Origin of the sequence: Paenibacillus radicis (ex Xue et al. 2023) (assembly GCF_024722015.1) — a bacterium.
Lineage (GTDB): Bacteria > Bacillota > Bacilli > Paenibacillales > NBRC-103111 > Paenibacillus_S.
In genome coordinates this window covers 168,361-187,401 of record NZ_JANQBD010000014.1, presented here as the reverse complement: position 1 = coordinate 187,401, position 19,041 = coordinate 168,361, and the positions used below count along the sequence as shown (strand labels likewise).

Genomic DNA, 19,041 nt, shown 5'->3' with positions numbered 1-19,041 from the left:
TATACAGTGAAATCTCAGCTATTGTCCGAGTATTAGCCATCAAGCTGGTGGTTGCGGTATAATTAAAAGGATTTTACACTGAACACTCGCAATGACATTAAGATGAAGTGCACTTATTCATTACTTGGGAGGTACATAGGGATGAGCAATATTGGTGTATGGGAAAATGCGGAGCCTGGCGTAAAACGGAAAATTTTTGAACCAGGTAAAACGATTATGATGATGGAAGTTCATTTTGAAGAGAACGCCGAAGGCTACGAGCACAGCCACCCGCATGAGCAGCTGTCTTATTTGATTAAAGGAAAGATTGAGTTTACGATCGACGGACAAAAAACAGTAATCGGCGTAGGGGAAACAATCTTTATTCCAAGCGGGGCTAAACACGGTGCCAAGGCTTTGGAGCCTAGCATCCTGCTGGATACATTTACACCGGTTCGGGAAGATTTGGTTAAACGTTAATTTAACAGGTGTCCTGATTGGATAACCGACTGCAAATGAAACAGAGTGAGTACCATTCCTGTTGTAGGGGAGGTACATGCTCTGTTTTTGCATTATAAAAATTTTCCGAATCCGACTTAGATGGACCATGACGAAGCAGCCGCTTCCGTATAAGCTCGTTTTACTTGATTGTACCAAAGCAGGGTAGTGGGAGAATCATGATTTTTTTGCAGATGGACGAGCCGCTGTTTCACCTGTTCATTTTCTTCGGGAGACAAGTAATCGTTCAATATTTTGGAATGGGCAGCAAGCAGAGCTACAGAGAAGATCTCATTATTTATGGCTCCATCTTTTAATAAATCATTTTTTAGCCGATGGACAAGGCTTTCCTTCACATTCTCTTGTACGGTCCAGTAGGTGAACGGGAGGAGTGACAACCATTTTTTTTGATGCTTTTCCATCAGTCCTTGAGCTTCCATTGACTCGGTTAATTGCTGTTGAATAGTGGGGCTGTTCCAAGTATAGAGAGAAACTATCCAATTTTTGATGGAATCAGTTTGGGTTTTCTTATTTATTTTATCGGTAATTAGTTCCAAATGGGCTTGAATTCCTGCGGGGGGTGTCTTGTTGAACATCACTTGATCGTTATTGGTAAGTCGAATGGTATCCGAAAGAATCAATTCCAGCAGGCCTGATGCTGCCAAATAAAATCCGAGCATGCCGGATAGCTGTTTGTTGAATAAGCCGGAGCTTCTGTCTAACGCGAGCAATATAAATTGTTCAGATACGGATAATTGCATAACATCCCTCCACTTCTATACGAAGCTGCATTTTTTCTGATAGTAACCATTTTGTCATGAAAAAAGACCGCTGCCAACTGCTAATACGCAGCTTGCCCGGTCTTTCGGGTGGACCCGATCAGATCAGATGTCTGTAAAGTTAATGGTACCTACGATTTGTGACAGGAATTCAGTCAATTCGCCGGCTTCTTCTTCCGAGATCTTGAAAACATGCTCCAGATAGCCTTCTTCCTGCAAATCATCTGGACCAATAACGGCTGTTTTCCCGGACTGCAAATCAGTAATAAGCTTCTTTCCATAAAAACGGTTCGTATTAGTGATAGCCAGATCGAAACGATGCAGCGATGCCCCTACAAAACAGACAAAGCGGGTTGTTGTTTCCTCATTCGTATCATATAAATAATCAAAATCAAACATAATGTCATGTCACTCCGTTCAGTTCATAATTGCAGTGTAACCTGATTATACATGAACATTGGAGTTCCGGCAAAAGGAAAGAGCATCTATTTCGGTACTTAACGTTTTCATTTTCGGTCAAACATGATAGAATTTAAAGAATGCAAGCATCATGAGTACCATGCAATTGACCCTAAAAGAAACGGGAGGCCGTACTTGAAATGTCTAAAACCAAAATGAGAAGTGATATGATTAAAAAAGGCTTTGATCGCGCACCACATCGCAGTTTGCTGCGTGCTGCAGGAGTCAAAGAGGAAGATTTCGACAAGCCATTTATTGCTGTATGTAACTCTTACATCGATATTGTCCCTGGTCATGTTCATCTTCAGGAGTTCGGAAAAATCGTTAAGGAAGCAATCCGTGAAGCGGGCGGCGTGCCTTTTGAATTTAATACAATCGGTGTAGATGACGGAATTGCAATGGGCCATATCGGCATGCGTTATTCATTGCCAAGCCGTGAAATTATTGCGGATTCCCTTGAAACCGTAGTTGCAGCCCATTGGTTCGATGGCATGGTCTGTATTCCAAACTGTGATAAAATCACCCCGGGTATGATGATGGGAGCACTGCGTGTCAATATCCCGACAATGTTTGTAAGCGGCGGCCCTATGAAAGCGGGTAAAGACAAGAACGGTAAATCGATCTCCCTTTCCTCCGTGTTCGAGGGTGTAGGAGCTTTCCAAGCCGGCAGAATTGAAGAAGCGGATTTGACCGAGCTTGAACAATACGGTTGTCCTACATGTGGTTCATGTTCAGGCATGTTCACAGCTAACTCTATGAACTGTTTGGCAGAAGGTCTTGGCCTTGCGCTTCCGGGTAACGGAACGATTCTTGCTGTAGCAGAAGAACGTAAGGAATTTGTTAAGCGCTCAGCGAAGCAGCTTATGGAGCTTATCAAGCTGGATATCAAGCCACGTGATATCGTTACATTGGAAGCTATCGATAATGCATTTGCTCTTGATATGGCAATGGGTGGTTCAACTAACACTGTACTTCATACATTGGCTCTTGCACATGAAGCAGGATTTGAATATCCGATTGAGCGTATCAACGAAGTAGCTAAGCGAGTGCCTCACTTGGCGAAGATTGCTCCGGCTTCCGATTATCACATTGAGGATGTTCATAATGCTGGCGGCGTAAGTGCAATTATCAATGAGCTGTTGAAAAAACCGGGCGCATTGAATGGGGATTGCATTACTGTAACCGGTCAAACGCTTCGTGAGAATGTAGCTGGTTGCGAAATTTTGAATAAGGACGTTATCCATCCATTGGACAACCCGCATAGCGAGCAAGGCGGATTGGCTGTATTATTCGGTAATATTGCTCCTCACGGAAGTATTATTAAAGTAGGCGCAGTCGATAAAGAAGTTGGCGGCTACCATAAAGGACCTGCTATTTGCTTCGAGTCCCAGGATGAAGCTTTGTCTGGAATTGCTAACGGTAAAGTAAAAGAAGGGCATGTTGTCGTTATCCGTTATGAAGGTCCGAAGGGTGGACCAGGGATGCCGGAAATGCTTGCACCTACTTCGCAAATCGTTGGAATGGGCTTAGGCGCCAAGGTAGCTCTTATTACCGATGGCCGCTTCTCCGGCGCTTCCCGCGGAATTAGTCTTGGGCATATCTCACCGGAAGCGGCTGAAGGCGGTCCGATAGCTTTCGTCGAAGACGGCGATATTATTGAGCTGGATCTTGTTAATCGTACGATTGACCTTCAAATCTCTGATGAAGAGATGGAACGTCGTAAGGCGAACTGGAAGGGCTTCGAGCCGAAGGTTAAAACAGGATATTTGGCTCGTTATTCGAAGCTGGTTACTTCCGCAAGTACTGGCGGAGTTATGAAGATCTAATGTTAATATAAGATACGGCAGGAGGGGCAGTAATGTCCTTTCTGCCGTTTTTGCATTTACACCATCTGGGTAGGGCCTATTCTTCAAGAGTTTCCACATCGTCATCGCCTGAGGAATCATGGGTTGGGTGTGCTCCAGGGTAATCACGTGAAATACCTGCGTGCAGCTCGCGGTTTTCATAGGTAAAGCGATTTGGCGGGCGCTGATCCTCACGCCAAGGCGTGCTTTTCCCAAGAGTCTCAGATATAAGGCTTGAGCCGTAGGGGCCTTCGGGAAATTCCTCGGCTATCAGGTCATTGCGCTGAGATTCCACGCTTGCCAGATCGGTATACTTATGACGTTCCTCTTCGATGAATTTATTTTTCTTTTGAAAAGAACTCATGGCTGCGGGCACCTCCTTAAATAGTGATTTTGAGTATAGGTTGTCCATTGCTTAAGCTATTATCCATTTTTCGCCGTATTTCGAGGGAATTCTCTTTTGTCTATTGCCACATTCCCCATATTGTGATAATATGGAAATAATTTCAAACCGTTGAGGAAGCACCTCTCTTACTTTTGTAGGAGGGGTGCTTTTTTGCGTTTGAATAATACATGTTGGAGGGATGCTTGTTGAATATGATGTTTTTGAACAGCCTGGAGATGAAGGTGGGGGACGATCAGGTACGCAGTGCTCAGGTTTCCATAAGTGAAAATCAAGGGAATTGGTTTGTGGATTGGAAGGAAATGGATGGACATGTGTTGTTATTACAGGAGTCATGGTATGAGGGTATTAGCATGGAAGAAATGCTGACCGTATTCCGAACTCATATTTTTACGAAACAATGTCAAGGGTTCACACCTATATTCGATGGCAGGGTTCAGTCGGATGCTGTAAATCTTGAGAGCAGAGCGGCACAAGCTCAGCTTTTGCATTATTATAGTGAAATCCATGTGAATGATGAGCTGTACGAGCAGCTGCGGCAGTGGCGGCTAAAGCAGTCAAGCTTGGAGGGGAAATCGCCATTTCTGGTTGCTACGAATCGCTTGCTGCGTATGATCTGCACTTTTCTTCCGCATAGTCTGGAGGAGCTGCGGCAGCTTCCTGGTCTAGGTGCAAGCAAGATCGCAGCTTATGGCAATGACTTGCTTGAGTATACGCAAAAGCATGAAAGAGGCACTGTGTTTCCACTGCATTGGGTGGAAGCAGAGGTTGACCCAGCCAAGTTCAATGCATGGCTGCAGCATGAGAAGGACCGCAAGCTGAAGGCAGATCAGAATAAGCGGGATACCAAGCGCAAGCTGCTTGAAGCTATTACACGCGGCGACAGCTTGGATGCATTGCGGGAGCAGACTCAGCTGCAGCGAAGAGATCTGCTGCTATGGATTGAGGAGCTGGATCGGGAAGGCTATGATCTGGAGCCATATATCGAGAGAATGCTCCTCGATGTATCCGCGGAGGAGCAAGAATTGGCTTGGGCTGCCTTTGAGCTGCAAGGAGACCGTTATTTGAAGCCGGTTCTGCAAGCTTTATATAAGCAAGAAGAGCTTGAAGCTAAGGAAGTGGACCGCATTTATGAATGGTTAAGAGTACTGCGGATGAAGTTCCGCCGTGTGAATACGGTGAGGCAGGCTGAAGCGGGCTAATAGTGGGCTTTTGGATGATTTGAAAAGGCTTTTCACTTCGCCTCATAGGTTTGCAGGGCAGGGTGAAAAGCCTTTTTGGTATATGGGCTTTGTGAAGATATCAATTAAGAATGATGGCAAATATCACTGCAGGTGAATGCGCCTAATGTTTAGCTGAAGTAGGTTTATAGCTAATTTATTTAACAATTAACACGGGTATCTTGGCATGTTGTACAATTTCGTAGCTCACACTGCCCAGCAGCAGCTCCTTGAACGTTCCTAAACCTCTGCTCCCCGAGATGATAAGATCAAATTGATGCTCTTCGGCATAGTCTAAAATGACTTTGGCTGGCGGTCCGCCATCAAGTAATGTAGCCGCTGCAAAGGGAAGATGGGCAATCTGCTGTCTGACTTCACTTGTTAGTGTCTCAGCTGCTTCATACAGATCGTCTTGCACCATTACAGGTGCGGTTAAGAGTGCATCGCCAAGAACGGCACTAGCGACTTGGAATACATGTACGACTTCCAGATAAGAATCCTTTAATGTCATTTTCATCTCAATAGCTTTATGCAATGCGTTTTGCGCTGTTTCGGAACCGTCATAGGCAACCAATATTTTGTTGAACATGGCTATCACCTCTCTATTCGGTTTATCTAATTTATTAAACATTTCAGAATATTTTGAAACATGAGGTGAAATTTCATGAAAAAAGCCTCCGCGCTGGCTGGATGCCAAGGCAGAAGCTTTGCAAAAATTGGTTACAGCCAATCCTTTTTTCGGAACAAAACCAACATGGATATTCCGACAAGCACCATGAAAATGACAGCGGCAACCCCGCCATACTCCCAATGAATACCAGGGATATATTCGAAGTTCATTCCATAAATACCGGTTATAAATGTGAGCGGCATGAATATGGTAGTTAATGCCGTAAAAACACGCATAATCTCATTCGCTCGGTTGGCCAGGCTGGATTGGTAGGCCTCACGTAAGTTGGCCATCAAATCGCGGAATGTATCGAATGTTTCTGAGATTTTGACGGCATTTTCGTAAATGTCTCCAAAATATTTTTTGAGCGGCTCGCTGATCAACCTAAGTTCCTTTTTGTTTAAAGTGGAGATTACTTCTTTTTGTGGAACGAGAACCTTTTTCAACCATAAAATTTCACTTCGCAAACCGATGATTTCGTTCAAGTGAGATTTCTTGGTGTGCATTAATATATCTTCTTCCAGCTTCTCGATCTTAACCTCAATCCGATCGCCAACGCTGGTATAATTATCAACTACAAGATCCATCAAGTGATAAAGAAAACGGTCCGGCGCGGCAACCTCTTCCTCCCACAAAATGGGTTTTAAAGCGCGCAATTCATTAATTTTTTGGCGTGTAACCGTAATAATATAATGCTTGCCAAGAAAAATGTTCAAAGCTCGCAGAAAGATTTCCTCATCATCAAAACGAATGCTATTAATCACTATGAAATAATTAGAATCATAAAGTTCGATTTTGGGACGTTGTTCTTCTTCAGTCAAGCAGTCCTCTACAGCCAATTCATGAAGATGGAATAAAGGCTGGAGAATCTCCAAATCCTCAGTATCCGCATCAATCCAGTAAAAGCCGTGCTCCGGCGCTTCCATTGCATGTGTTACATCTTCAACCAACGTAAAAATACCGTCCTGCACCAAACGTGTTTTCATCTGCCCCACCCCTTCACATAGATAAGTGACAACCAAACTTCATAGTGTCTGAAGTCATGGTTGCACTGTAACCGTGAGGAATACAGCACAGAAGAAACGTCGTCGATTTGTGCGAGACAGCTCCTTAGGTAAAATTGGATGAGATCAACCGTAAAATTAGGATAAAGCGGCTAAGGTCTGTTCGGCGCAAGCAAATCGGCGGCGTAAGCCGGCTGCATTCCAAACGAAATATTCGGTTGTACTTGAACGCAGATACTACTCCTCGGGTCTCCGTCCATTCGATTGCTGCACCCCTTTGCTAGTGTTGTCTAATACTTGTCTAGTATAACCCTTCATTTTCCACACATCAAGGTGAAATGAATGGATTCCATATGTTTTTTGTATGTATGATACTGTATGCAAAAAAGCGGGGAGAGGGTCCTCAGAATGGGCGGATCGGTTCAACATTTCAACATTTTTTGAGCGCTTGACGTTAAAGAAGTTTTCGTATAAAGTATTTCTATAACATCTGAATCTTATAATTCAGCCAAGCTGAATGATTTAGGTGTTTCAAGAAAAGCTACCGCTTATACACGAATGTATCTTCATCGAATAAGCATCGAATGAAAGCTTTTCTTATAACATCTGAATCTTATAATTCAGCCATGCTGAATGATCCAGATGACAACTTAATAAACTTTAGATTTAAACTCTTATCAAGAGCAGGTGGAGGGACTAGCCCTATGACACCCGGCAACCGACAAACTTTTGTCAATACGCTAACAGCGTGTAGATAGAAGAATGCACGGTGCTAATTCTTGCGGAAGCTTCAAGCTTCTGAGAGATGAGAGAGGACATTGTTAAGTATATAACAAGGCCTTTCTCGTTTGCGCGAAAAAGGCCTTTTTTGTGCCTTTTTGCGGGATTTCGATGATATACAACGGAGATAATGCTTAAGAAGCAAGCTTTCTGCGAAACCACTTAAAGGAGTGATTTACCCATGCCTATTAAAATCCCCGACCACTTGCCAGCTAAGGACATCCTATTGAATGAGAATATTTTCGTGATGGATGAAACGGTGGCTTATCACCAGGATATCCGCCCCTTGAGGATTGCCATATTGAATTTGATGCCTACCAAGGAAACAACAGAAACTCAGATTTTGCGATTAATCGGCAATACACCGCTGCAGTTGGAGTTTGTGCTGCTGCATCCGGGAACGCATACTTCGAAAAATACTTCTGCTGAACATTTGGAGCAATTTTATAAAACCTTTGAGGATGTCCGGCATGAGAAGTTCGACGGTCTTATCATCACTGGAGCGCCGGTTGAGCAGCTGGAATTTGAAGATGTAACCTACTGGGAAGAACTAAAGCAAATTTTGAAATGGAGCCGCAGCAACGTCACTTCAACTTTGCATATATGTTGGGCAGCGCAGGCAGGACTTTATTATCATTTTGGTATACCGAAATACGGTTTGGATGAGAAAATGTTCGGCGTATTCCCGCATGTGACCACCAAGCAAAACGTTAAATTACTGCGCGGCTTCGACGAGATGTTTCTGGTACCGCAATCCCGTCATACCGAGGTTCGCAAAGAGGATATCGATAAGGTGGCTCATCTTGAAATATTATCGGAGTCACCTGAAGCCGGTGTGTATATCGTAGGAACTAAAGATGGCAAGCATATATTTGTAACCGGCCATTCTGAATACGATGCTTGTACATTGAAGGCTGAATATGACCGTGACGTGAATAAAGGAATGGACGTAAAGGTACCTAAAAACTACTATCCTAATGACGACCCGTCCAAGCCGCCTCTTGTTTCATGGAGAGCCCATGCGAATCTGCTGTTTTCCAATTGGTTGAACTACTACGTGTACCAAGAAACCCCGTATGACTTACACAAGGAGGACTTTTCTATATGAACGAACAAAATAAGGATTTGAAAATCGAGAGTCGATTGGCTCAAATCGGTTCCATCGAGGAGCCGGTTACGGGTGCGGTGAGCTTCCCAATCTACCAGGCAACGGCTTTCCGCCATCCACAGCTGGGTCAAAGCACCGGCTTTGATTATGCCCGCACGAAAAGTCCGACGCGCAAGGTGCTGGAGGAAGCTATCGCTCAGCTGGAATCCGGCGACGCGGGTTTTGCCTGCAGCTCAGGCATGGCTGCTCTGCAAACGATCTTTGCCTTGTTTAGCCAGGGAGATCACCTGATTGTCTCGCTTGATCTATACGGAGGCACTTATCGTTTGCTGGAGAAAATCATGTCCCGCTTTGGTGTAACGGCAACTTATGTGGACACGAATGATCTGGACGCATTGGAATCGCATTATACTGCGAATACCAAAGCGATACTGATCGAAACACCGACGAACCCGTTGATGATGATTACTGACCTTGAGCTTGTATGCGGATGGGCTCAGAAGAAAGGCATATTATCGATCGTCGATAATACGTTGTTAACGCCTTTCTTCCAACGCCCGATTGAGCTCGGAGCCGACATTGTAATTCACAGTGCGACGAAGTATTTGGGCGGACACAATGATGTGCTTGCCGGTCTGATTGTAACCAAGGGCAAGGAACTCTCTGAGCAAATGGCATTTTTACATAATTCCATGGGTGCCGTACTAGGCCCTCAGGACAGCTGGCTGTTGATGAGAGGCATGAAGACGTTGGCGATTCGTATGGAACGCCATCAGTATAATGCTACCCAAATGGCCCACTTCCTTCTGCAGCATCCGCAGGTGGAGAGCGTATATTATCCGGCTTTGGAAACTCATCCAGGCTATGAAATTCAGCAGAAGCAATCTTCAGGCAATACGGGTATTTTCTCCTTCAAGCTTAAGGATGCCCGATTCATTGAGCCGATTTTGCGTCATATTAAATTAATTGCTTTCGCGGAAAGTCTTGGGGGAGTAGAATCGCTTATGACCTACCCTGCGGTCCAGACTCATGCGGACATTCCCGAAGAAATACGTCGACAACTTGGTGTGGATGACCGGTTGCTTCGTTATTCAGTAGGCATTGAGCACGTGGATGATCTGATTGCTGATCTATCTAGAGCGATTGATCTTGCACAGGCGGAAGTCGAGGGGGTTTAGTCGATGGCACGCAACCGTACCGAAGCACAAGCTGAGCGTCAGTTCGCAACGAAGCTCATTCATTTTAATAGAGCCATCGATTCAACAACAGGAGCTTCCAGTACTCCAATCTATCAGGCTTCAACTTTTCATCAAGAAGCTTTGGATGAGCAGCAAGAATTTGATTACACACGCTCAGGAAATCCGACCCGTCAAGCTCTAGAGGATTACATTGCGGTGCTGGAGGGCGGAACGCGCGGTTTTGCTTTCGCATCGGGTATGGCAGCTATTTCGGCTGCTGCCATGCTGCTATCCGCAGGCGATCACGTCATATGCACTGAAGATGTGTATGGGGGCACCTATCGGCTGCTGAGCACGATCATGACGAGGATGAATGTCGAGACAACCTTTGTCGATATGACCGATCTGGATAAAGTAAAAGCGGCACTCCAGCCGAATACCAAGGCTGTGTTCATGGAAACTCCATCGAATCCTACGCTGAAGATTACGGATATCGGGGAAATCACAGCATGGGCTAAGCAGCACGACCTGTTGACGATGCTTGACAACACATTCATGACTCCATACCATCAACGTCCGATAGAACATGGAGTTGATATTGTATTGCACAGTGCCACCAAGTTTTTAGGCGGTCACAGTGATGTCACTGCTGGTCTTGCTGTTGTTGCCAACGAAAGCTTGGGTATCCGTATGAAACAGCTGCAAAATGGGCTTGGAACCATTCTAGGTGTATCTGATTCCTGGCTGCTTATGCGAGGAATGAAAACCTTGAAAACACGCATGGATGCTCATGAGAAAAGTGCACAACGCTTGGCTGAGTGGCTTTCAGAGCATCCTGAAGTAGAAGCTGTATATTATCCTGGCTTACCGGGTCATCCTGGCCGTGCCATCCACGAGAAACAATCGCTTGGTTACGGAGCTGTCGTATCCTTCGATGTTGGCTCAGGAGAACGTGCCAAGAAAGTGCTGGGCAAGGTGGAGATTCCATTGGTTGCTGTCAGCCTTGGGGCTGTTGAAAGTATATTGTCCTACCCAGCCATGATGTCTCATGCGGCAATGCCACGGGAGGTTCGATTGGAGCGAGGGATTACGGACGGTCTAATCCGATATTCAGTAGGGCTGGAAAGCATCGAAGACTTGATTGCCGATCTGGAGCAAGCATTATCATTTGCCGAATAATGTCAGATTTTCAGCCGAAGGGATGTTCGTTGACATTCTTCGGCTGTTTTTTATATATTTTGAGTAATTGTTTAGTTCTTCGGCATCATTTTTATTTTGAAAGCACTATCTTTGTGTTATTATACTATTCACCAATGGTTAACTCATGATATGATTAATTTCAAATTTCCAACAATTGTTGGCGGCAAAATGGGGGATACAATGACCGTACTTTCTTTTTCTAACTGGAAAGAAAAATTAAAAATGATTTGTTATTTACCTTTTTCCAACAAGTCATTGAAGTATTTCCCCCCTGATTTTTCACTACGCGATCCTATAGTCTCGATCCTTCAACAATATCGGCGTCAAGGCGGTAATTGCGGTTTGCTTTTGTTTTATATGGAAGATTTTCATCATCTTTTTGCCACCTATCCCCACTCATTTATTCAGAATTTGCAGCAGCACATACGCATAACGATGCGCGAAGTTATACCAACATTTTTTAAGAAGCAAGATATTCTTGGAATTAAGCAATTTGGCGGTGAAGATTTCTGCATTTTCATCAAGGAGCATCAAGGCTTCACTTATGACGAGATGCATCGAAAATCGATTCTATTACGGAATGAGTTGGAGCGGAGACTGCGCTTGCCAGCCCGTTTTCATGAGGAAGCTTCATATACATTTCAGGTCGGCTGCTACATGATAAACCAGGATATTGAAAATACGAAAGCGGCCATACATAGTGCCTACCATTATGCACATTCGATCGCAACCAAGAAATTGCCGCCCCATTTTACTAAATCAAGGCAGCACTTAGTTGATATTATACAAACGGAGAATATTTCCGTGCTGACGCAGCCGATTATGAACTTAAATACCGGTGAAATCTTCGGTTGGGAGATTTTGACTCGAGGCCCGCATAATACTCCTTTTCACTCCCCCATTGAATTGTTTGATTTTGCTTATCAGGCTGATCTATTATCAAAAATGGAGTTTTTAGTTATCAAGAAAGCATTTAATGAAATTGCCGTCAGACAGATCCGGGAGCAAGTATTTATTAACATCACACCTGTAACCTTGTGTCATCCGCTTTTTTTAAATGAACTGCTAGACGTCATGTCTCAGCATCCAGAAGTTTCACCTTCGCAGATTGTTTTGGAGATTACAGAACGCCATGCCATTCGAAATTTTGATTATATGGGTCATTTACTAACCAAATATCGTTCCCATGGCTTTCGTTTTGCTGTTGATGACGCCGGCGCAGGATACTCCAGTCTGCAAACGATCTCGGAGCTCGTTCCGGACATCATCAAAATCGATAGATCGCTTATTCAAAATATCGACAAATTTGAAGTAAAGCAGTCACTGCTTCGTGCCATGCTTCATTTTGCGGAAAATATTAATTGTCAAGTTATTGCGGAGGGTGTAGAGCGGCAAGAAGAAGCCGATGTCCTGTATGAAATGCAGGTACAGATGGGGCAAGGCTTTTATTTTGCAAGACCGGAGCCTTTCATAGCGAATCAAGACCGAACTCAACAGTTCCGGTTGGTGAAAGAGAAGATTAGAGGGAACCGCCAAGTATACAGCGCCTAGAGCTATGAACTAACCCAAGAGATTGCCGAAGAGCATTTTGCTCAGGGTAATCTCTTGTTTGTTAATTTTTAAACGGGATTTTCTTTTAATGACTAAGCCCTTCGTTTATGGTACGATAGTTTAGATGATTTTCTTCGTATACAAAACATATAGCCAGAATAAAAGGAGTGAGCAGGATGAGTTCCGTTGACCGCATCCTTGATAATGCTTTAGCAGGAAACCGTATCAGTCTTGAAGACTGCATCGAATTATATGGATCTGATCAGATTGAGAAAATGGGACATGTAGCCAATCGGATTATGCTCAAACATCATCCGGAGCCGATTACTACATTCGTCATTGGACGTAATGTCAATTACACTAATATTTGCGATGTGTATTGTAAGTTTTGTGCCTTTTACCGTGCTCCTGGCTCCAAGGAAGGTTATGTTCTGTCCGACGAGACCATCTTCAACAAAATTCAAGAAACGTTGGATGTGGGCGGTACAGAAATATTGATGCAAGGAGGGACTAATCCAAACCTTCCGTTTACTTATTATACAAATCTGCTTCGCGAAATTAAGAAGCGGTTTTCCATTCAAATGCATTCCTTCTCACCGGCAGAAATTTTGAAGATGAAGGATGTATCGGATGGGCTTACGCTGGAAGAGGTTATGCGTGAGCTGCACGAGGCTGGATTAGATTCATTGCCTGGCGGTGGCGCTGAAATATTGGATGACCGTACTCGGAGAAAGATCAGCCGTCTGAAAGGATCTTGGCGTGATTGGATGGATGTCATGCAGACAGCTCATAAAATCGGCATGCATACTACAGGCACAATGGTAATTGGCTTTGGTGAGTCGATGGAGGAGCGGGCCCTTCACTTGCTTCGCATCCGTGACGCTCAAGACGAATGTATTGCGAATAAACATAAGACGCCAGGATTTCTGGCATTCATTTCTTGGTTGTTTCAGCCGGACAATACGAATTTGAAGGCTGAAAAGCTGGGGCCGCAGGATTATTTGAAGAATGTTGCGATCAGTCGGATCATGCTGGACAATATCCCTAATTTCCAATCTTCCTGGGTAACGATGGGACCGGAGGTAGGGAAGCAATCCCTTCATTATGGCTGTAATGATTTTGGTTCTACCATGATTGAGGAGAATGTTGTTTCGGCTGCAGGCACCACGCACAAAGTCAACATTTCATCCACCTTGGACATTATTCGTGAAGCTGGCAAAATCCCTGCGCAGCGCAATACGAAGTATGACATTTTACGTGTGTTTGACGATGTTAACGAAAAGATTGAAAACGACTTTATGATGCAAAATTAATAGCTAATAAAAAACAACGAACCCGATTAATTCGGGTTCGTTGTTTCTTTTTGTGGATCATGGACTACCGTGCGGTTACGGCCATTTCTTTTTGCCTCATACAAGGCTTGATCGGCTCCTGTGAAAAGTGCTTCCTTCGTACAGCCCTTTACATAATCCTGAACACCGATGCTTATAGTTACCGCATTGCCCTTCAGTTCCTCATGGTGCTGCTCAGAAATGTAAGTGCGAATATTTTCAAGATTCAGTAATGACTCGTTTAATTCAATATCTGTGAAAATAACTGCGAATTCCTCGCCGCCATAACGGGCTGTAAAATCATTGGGTGATACCATAGACGTTATCGACTGAGCGACCTTCTTCAGTACAATATCTCCTGCCCGGTGACCGAAAGTATCATTCACTTTCTTGAAGTGGTCGATATCCAGAACGGCAAGCTGGAAGGAAAGATTATACTTTTCCCCTTGCTCAATCAACTTATCCAAATATTCATGGAAGGACATATGGTTATATAATCCGGTTAGCGCATCGGTTTTTATCTGCTTGTCCATTATTACATTTTTTACAAGTAGATCTTGGCTGGATGCGAGTGAAGTTTGCAAATGCTTCAATAGCTCGGACCCGCGGCTCATGACACTTATTGCAACAATGGCGCCACAGAGAAGAACACAGGTCATGATGATGAGGTCGTTGGTTGAATACAAAGCAGTTTCACTTAAGCACAATAAGTAAAGAGCATAAAAGCTAATTAAACTTAGGATAGCCGAGAAAATAACCTTACGGAGCTGAAAATACAACACGGAGATTAGAATGGGAAGGTATAGTGTTGTTAATAAAACGCTGTCTTCAGGAAACGAATAAATCAAACTGACCGGAATGATGAAAGCGCCCGTAATAATAATATAATCGAGCCCTTTCTTTATCCAATAATTGGCAGCTTCCAAAGCCGCCACTCCAAGAACCCACACGACACCAAGAGTGATTATAGGAACCGAATCATATTGTTTAGTAAAGTAACTAATCACATTATTAAAGATGGAGAGCAAGACAGCAAGGCCTATAATAATCCAATAACCATTTATAATCTTACGGTTCCATAGAGGCAAGTTAACCAATTGTATAAAGTCAAACCCCATTCAGTTGTCACTCCATTATTGCGGCTTTCTAATTACTTAACTATACCATGGGAAATTGTTGTTTGTATATATGCCTTCAAGTGACCATATACTTTAAGTAGGAGCTACTAGGTAAGAAGGGAGTGAATGGTATGAAGCTGTTTGCTTTGACTTTAATGAAAGTACCGGAAGAATCGGTTCAACGACTTCATGAATCGGTTGCAGCTGCGGTATGGGATTCTTATAAACACAATGCGGTAATTGAACTACAGCATGATAAAACCTGTTCCATAATTGAAGTTAATGGGGTTATGCCTCGATTTCAATTGGACAAACGTATGGACGCGCTAATTCAGAAGGTTTCTGAGAAAATTGCTGATTGGGTAATAAGCGATAAGGAAGAGGAATTGCTGAGGGCTCTGATTTTAAAAGAATTTGATTACAAACAAGAAACTGATATTAATTCCATTCTAGGCTACTATAGACAAATGCTTCTGGTCGAGAAGACGAATGAATTCTGGGAGCAGCGTGAGATGGTACTGCGCCGTAAGGAGAAAATTCGCCAGGGCATTCAAAGCTTTTTACAGGAAAATACAGTCCTAAACATCGATGGTTTCATGAGATTTAGATTAGATGAGTACACTGAAGAGCTTCGGGAAATCGCTGAATATGCCATTGATGAGTTTTTGATGGATCAACAATACCGGGAGTTTATTTCACTGCTTCAATATTTTGTTTACATTCAGGAGGCCAAAATCCCGCTTGCCCATTTAATACATAAAGGCGGCAATGAGTTTTTGCTTTTTAACGAAGAAATGGAGAAAATCGATACATCCGGTGATACAACATTGACCATCGAAATGCTTGAAAAAGATATTAATTTCGAGGATGTCATTGTAAGTACTTTGATATCCGTATCCCCACAGCTTATTTATATTCACACAAGAGACCCGGATGTACAAATAATCCAAACCATTAAGCAAATTTTTGAAAACCGTGTTGAGATATGTGAATATTGCAGGTTATGCCAAAATCTTGACCGTTCGGCTGCATCTGATTATAATAAAGGATAAGACTGAAATCAAAGACAATAAGGATGAAGCACTGCACAGAGAGAGGAGACTTGGCTGGAAGCTCCTTCAGTTAAACGACATTCCTTTACCCCTTTGTAGTTGAGAGTTGGAACGCTGGCCATTGTAGCCTGACTAGTATAACTCTCCGGTTCATTTCCGTTATCAGATGCTTATTGAGGATTTGTTGATCGGCCTGCATACATCAGGAAAGATTGCGAATCGAATTAGGGTGGAACCACGAGACCAAGCGCACTCGTCCCTTTCTGGGATGATGCGCTTTTTTTGTTTGCAAAAAAAGAATGGAGGCTGAAATGAAATGGCAGTAAAGGTAACATTTCCGGATGGAGCAGTTAGGGAGTATGAGCAAGGAACTACAATCGAAGATATTGCTGGTTCAATCAGCTCAGGGCTTAAGAAGAATGCAGTGATTGGTAAACTTAATGGAAAAGCGGTGGATCTGAACACAGCTTTGGAGCAGGATGCTGCGGTATCTATTGTCACATTGGACAGTGAGGATGGCTTGGAAGTATATCGACATAGTACAGCTCATCTTATGGCTCAGGCGATAAAACGCATCTATGGTGAGAAGGCGGTAAAGCTTGGAATCGGTCCTGTAATCGAAGATGGCTTTTATTATGATATTGATCTGGAAACACCGCTAACACCGGATGATCTGGTTAAGATTGAGAAGGAGATGGAAAAGGTTGCCCAGGAAAACCTGCCAATCCGCAGACGTGTGGTCAGCCGTGAAGAAGCCAATCGTATTTTTTCCGAGCTTGAGGATCCATTGAAGCTTGAATTAATCCGTGATTTGCCGGAAGACGCTGAACTGACTATTTATGATCAAGGGGAGTTTTTTGACCTTTGCCGCGGACCACATTTGCCTTCAACAGGACGTATTAAAGCGTTCAAGCTTCTAAGTGTAGCAGGAGCCTACTGGCGTGGTGATTCGAAAAATAAAATGCTTCAGCGTATTTATGGAACAGCTTTCCCGAAAAAAGCGGACTTGGATGAGCATCTTCATTTATTGGAGGAAGCCAAGAAACGTGACCACCGTAAGCTAGGCAAAGAATTGCAAATGTTCACCTTCTCCCGTGAAGTTGGCCAAGGCTTGCCGTTGTGGCTGCCTCATGGTGCCAAAGTACGCCGAACCATGGAACGTTACATCGTTGATTTGGAAGAGCGTCTTGGCTACCAGCATGTGTATACACCAGTGCTCGCTAATGTTGAATTATACAAAACATCCGGCCACTGGGAGCACTATCAGGAGGATATGTTCCCGAAAATGATTATGGACAATGAAGAGCTTGTCCTTCGTCCAATGAACTGTCCTCATCATATGATGGTATATAAAAGCGATATGCGCAGCTATAGAGATCTTCCGGTACGAATTGCGGAGCTTGGGACCATGCACCGTTATGAAATGTCAGGAGCATTGACTGGGCTTCATCGGGTAAGGGCTATGACATTGAATGATGCGCATATCTTCTGCCGTCCTGATCAAATCAAGGAAGAGTTTGCACGAGTCGTTAATTTAATTCGCCATGTTTATGAAGATTTCGGTATTAAGGAATACCGCTTCCGCTTATCCTACCGGGATCCTAAGGATACTGAGAAGTATTTCCCGAATGATGAGATGTGGGAGATGTCACAGCGCATGCTGCGCGAGGTAGTTGAGGAATTGGGATTACCGTTCTATGAAGCAGAGGGTGAAGCTGCCTTCTACGGACCGAAGCTTGATGTTCAGATCAAAACTGCACTGAAGAAGGAAGAGACTTTGGGTACGGCCCAATTGGATTTCTTGCTGCCTGAGCGTTTTGAGCTTGAATACGTTGGAGATGATGGGCAGAAGCACCGTCCTGTTGTTATTCATCGCGGCGTCATCTCAACAATGGAACGTATGACAGCATTCCTTCTGGAAAATTTCGCTGGAGCTTTGCCAACATGGTTATGCCCGGTACAAGCGAAGGTGATCCCGGTTTCAACAGCGTTCGAGAACTATGCTAAAGAGGTTGCTGAGAAGCTTCAGCTGGCTGGCGTACGCGTGGAATCCGATCTTCGCAACGAGAAGCTGGGCTATAAAATACGTGAGGCTCAGCTGGAGAAAATTCCTTATATGCTTGTTGTAGGGGAAAATGAAATGAACAGCTCAAGCGTATCCGTACGTAAGCGTGGAGAAGGCGATCTGGGCGTTCAGAGCTTGGATAGTGTTGTGAGTTTAATTGAAACGGCAATTAGAACAAAACAAATCGACTAATGGATGAAACAGGTCTGCCTCAAAAGTCATATTGGGACAGTCCATCCACCACTTTATCCTGAATATATGTTGCAAAAAGCAACCCTCAATTCCAACTTTGATAGTGGATTTGAAGGGTTCTTTTGCACATTTTATGATTTAATCACTATGGTGTAGGAAGTACCCTTTTGAGGCGCCCCATATTTGGGTCTTATTAGCGAAATGCAGAGATGAGGCCAATTCGCGCGCGAATGCTAATCTCGGGTATCGGAGTTCGGAGTTCAGTGTTCAGAGCTCAGAGTTCAGTTACGTCATTGCATCGCATCCAAGTGAATCCCACGCAAATAACAGGAAAATGTCAGGTTAATTGCACCGAAAAATGGCGTTCCCAGCCCTATAGCTGGAATTTCTCATGCTAATTTTACTGATTTTTAATGATATCACCAATATCGGCTATATTAGCGTTAGTTTTTCCAGTTATATTGATTTCAAACGATATCCAGGCTGGATTAACGTGAGGATTTCCATCTATTTCCTTCGGCAATTACCCAAAATCCCAATCTCCCCAACTCCCATCTCCTCTAGGATATAAGCAATATTCGAACATTCGTTTTCGCTCCATCAAGTATAA

General features: G+C 43.8%; 16 protein-coding genes and 1 riboswitch. Of the genes, 10 read left to right on the top strand and 6 right to left on the bottom strand.

Features of this window, described 5'->3' with window-relative positions; translation table 11 throughout:
* Positions 1-141 precede the first annotated feature (141 nt).
* The gene (locus tag NV381_RS19695) at positions 142-459 is read left to right on the top strand and encodes a cupin domain-containing protein (protein WP_171650321.1); all 318 of its coding nucleotides are present in this window, start codon (positions 142-144) and stop codon (positions 457-459) included.
* 116 nt (positions 460-575) lie between these two features.
* Here NV381_RS19695 and NV381_RS19690 read toward each other — a convergent pair whose 3' ends face one another.
* Both NV381_RS19690 and NV381_RS19685 read right to left on the bottom strand, forming a co-directional pair.
* On the bottom strand, positions 576-1,238 hold the full coding sequence (locus NV381_RS19690; protein WP_258214985.1) for a GOLPH3/VPS74 family protein: 663 nt from the start codon (positions 1,236-1,238) through the stop codon (positions 576-578).
* A 123-nt stretch (positions 1,239-1,361) separates the two neighbouring features.
* Entirely contained in the window at positions 1,362-1,655 is a 294-nt protein-coding gene (locus NV381_RS19685) for a DUF3055 domain-containing protein (protein WP_258214984.1), read from the bottom strand.
* Positions 1,656-1,855: 200 nt separating this feature from the next.
* Between NV381_RS19685 and ilvD the strand changes: the two genes are divergently transcribed.
* Positions 1,856-3,541, top strand: coding sequence for a dihydroxy-acid dehydratase (gene ilvD / locus NV381_RS19680; protein ID WP_258214983.1), 1,686 nt, complete (start codon positions 1,856-1,858; stop codon positions 3,539-3,541).
* Between the two features lie 76 nt (positions 3,542-3,617).
* Here the strand turns inward: ilvD and NV381_RS19675 are convergent, their stop codons facing one another.
* Positions 3,618-3,923: a hypothetical protein gene (locus tag NV381_RS19675; RefSeq protein WP_258214982.1), complete on the bottom strand. Its 306-nt coding sequence runs from the start codon at positions 3,921-3,923 to the stop codon at positions 3,618-3,620.
* Positions 3,924-4,156: 233 nt separating this feature from the next.
* On the opposite strand from NV381_RS19675, the gene NV381_RS19670 reads away from it, so the two are divergent.
* Positions 4,157-5,164 carry an HRDC domain-containing protein gene (locus NV381_RS19670; protein ID WP_258215014.1) on the top strand — a complete coding sequence of 336 codons (1,008 nt, stop codon included), beginning with the start codon at positions 4,157-4,159 and terminating at the stop codon, positions 5,162-5,164.
* Positions 5,165-5,339: 175 nt separating this feature from the next.
* Here the strand turns inward: NV381_RS19670 and NV381_RS19665 are convergent, their stop codons facing one another.
* Together NV381_RS19665 and corA are read right to left on the bottom strand one after the other, a co-directional pair.
* The gene (locus NV381_RS19665) at positions 5,340-5,771 is read right to left on the bottom strand and encodes a universal stress protein (protein ID WP_258214981.1); all 432 of its coding nucleotides are present in this window, start codon (positions 5,769-5,771) and stop codon (positions 5,340-5,342) included.
* Between the two features lie 131 nt (positions 5,772-5,902).
* A complete protein-coding gene (corA, locus tag NV381_RS19660) occupies positions 5,903-6,838 on the bottom strand; it encodes a magnesium/cobalt transporter CorA (RefSeq protein ID WP_258214980.1) in 936 nt (311 codons plus the stop codon).
* 689 nt (positions 6,839-7,527) lie between these two features.
* Positions 7,528-7,668: riboswitch (SAM riboswitch) on the top strand.
* A gap of 149 nt (positions 7,669-7,817) precedes the next feature.
* Between corA and metA the strand changes: the two genes are divergently transcribed.
* From metA to mqnC, 5 genes are all read left to right on the top strand, one after another.
* Complete coding sequence (gene metA, locus NV381_RS19655; RefSeq protein ID WP_258214979.1) at positions 7,818-8,744, top strand: homoserine O-acetyltransferase MetA; 927 nt, start codon at positions 7,818-7,820, stop codon at positions 8,742-8,744.
* Positions 8,741-9,922 carry an aminotransferase class I/II-fold pyridoxal phosphate-dependent enzyme gene (locus NV381_RS19650; protein WP_258214978.1) on the top strand — a complete coding sequence of 394 codons (1,182 nt, stop codon included), beginning with the start codon at positions 8,741-8,743 and terminating at the stop codon, positions 9,920-9,922. Before metA ends, NV381_RS19650 begins: the two co-directional genes overlap by 4 nt.
* A gap of 3 nt (positions 9,923-9,925) precedes the next feature.
* Entirely contained in the window at positions 9,926-11,101 is a 1,176-nt protein-coding gene (locus NV381_RS19645) for a trans-sulfuration enzyme family protein (RefSeq protein WP_258214977.1), read from the top strand.
* A 150-nt stretch (positions 11,102-11,251) separates the two neighbouring features.
* The gene (locus NV381_RS19640) at positions 11,252-12,673 is read left to right on the top strand and encodes an EAL domain-containing protein (RefSeq protein WP_258214976.1); all 1,422 of its coding nucleotides are present in this window, start codon (positions 11,252-11,254) and stop codon (positions 12,671-12,673) included.
* Positions 12,674-12,849: 176 nt separating this feature from the next.
* Entirely contained in the window at positions 12,850-13,986 is a 1,137-nt protein-coding gene (gene mqnC / locus NV381_RS19635; RefSeq protein ID WP_258214975.1) for a cyclic dehypoxanthinyl futalosine synthase, read from the top strand.
* 26 nt (positions 13,987-14,012) lie between these two features.
* On the opposite strand, the gene NV381_RS19630 is transcribed toward mqnC, so the two are convergent.
* Positions 14,013-15,122: a GGDEF domain-containing protein gene (locus tag NV381_RS19630; RefSeq protein ID WP_258214974.1), complete on the bottom strand. Its 1,110-nt coding sequence runs from the start codon at positions 15,120-15,122 to the stop codon at positions 14,013-14,015.
* 131 nt (positions 15,123-15,253) lie between these two features.
* Between NV381_RS19630 and ytxC the strand changes: the two genes are divergently transcribed.
* Together ytxC and thrS are read left to right on the top strand one after the other, a co-directional pair.
* Entirely contained in the window at positions 15,254-16,174 is a 921-nt protein-coding gene (gene ytxC / locus NV381_RS19625; protein ID WP_258214973.1) for a putative sporulation protein YtxC, read from the top strand.
* Between the two features lie 316 nt (positions 16,175-16,490).
* Positions 16,491-18,431 carry a threonine--tRNA ligase gene (gene thrS / locus NV381_RS19620; RefSeq protein WP_258214972.1) on the top strand — a complete coding sequence of 647 codons (1,941 nt, stop codon included), beginning with the start codon at positions 16,491-16,493 and terminating at the stop codon, positions 18,429-18,431.
* Positions 18,432-19,041 lie beyond the last annotated feature (610 nt).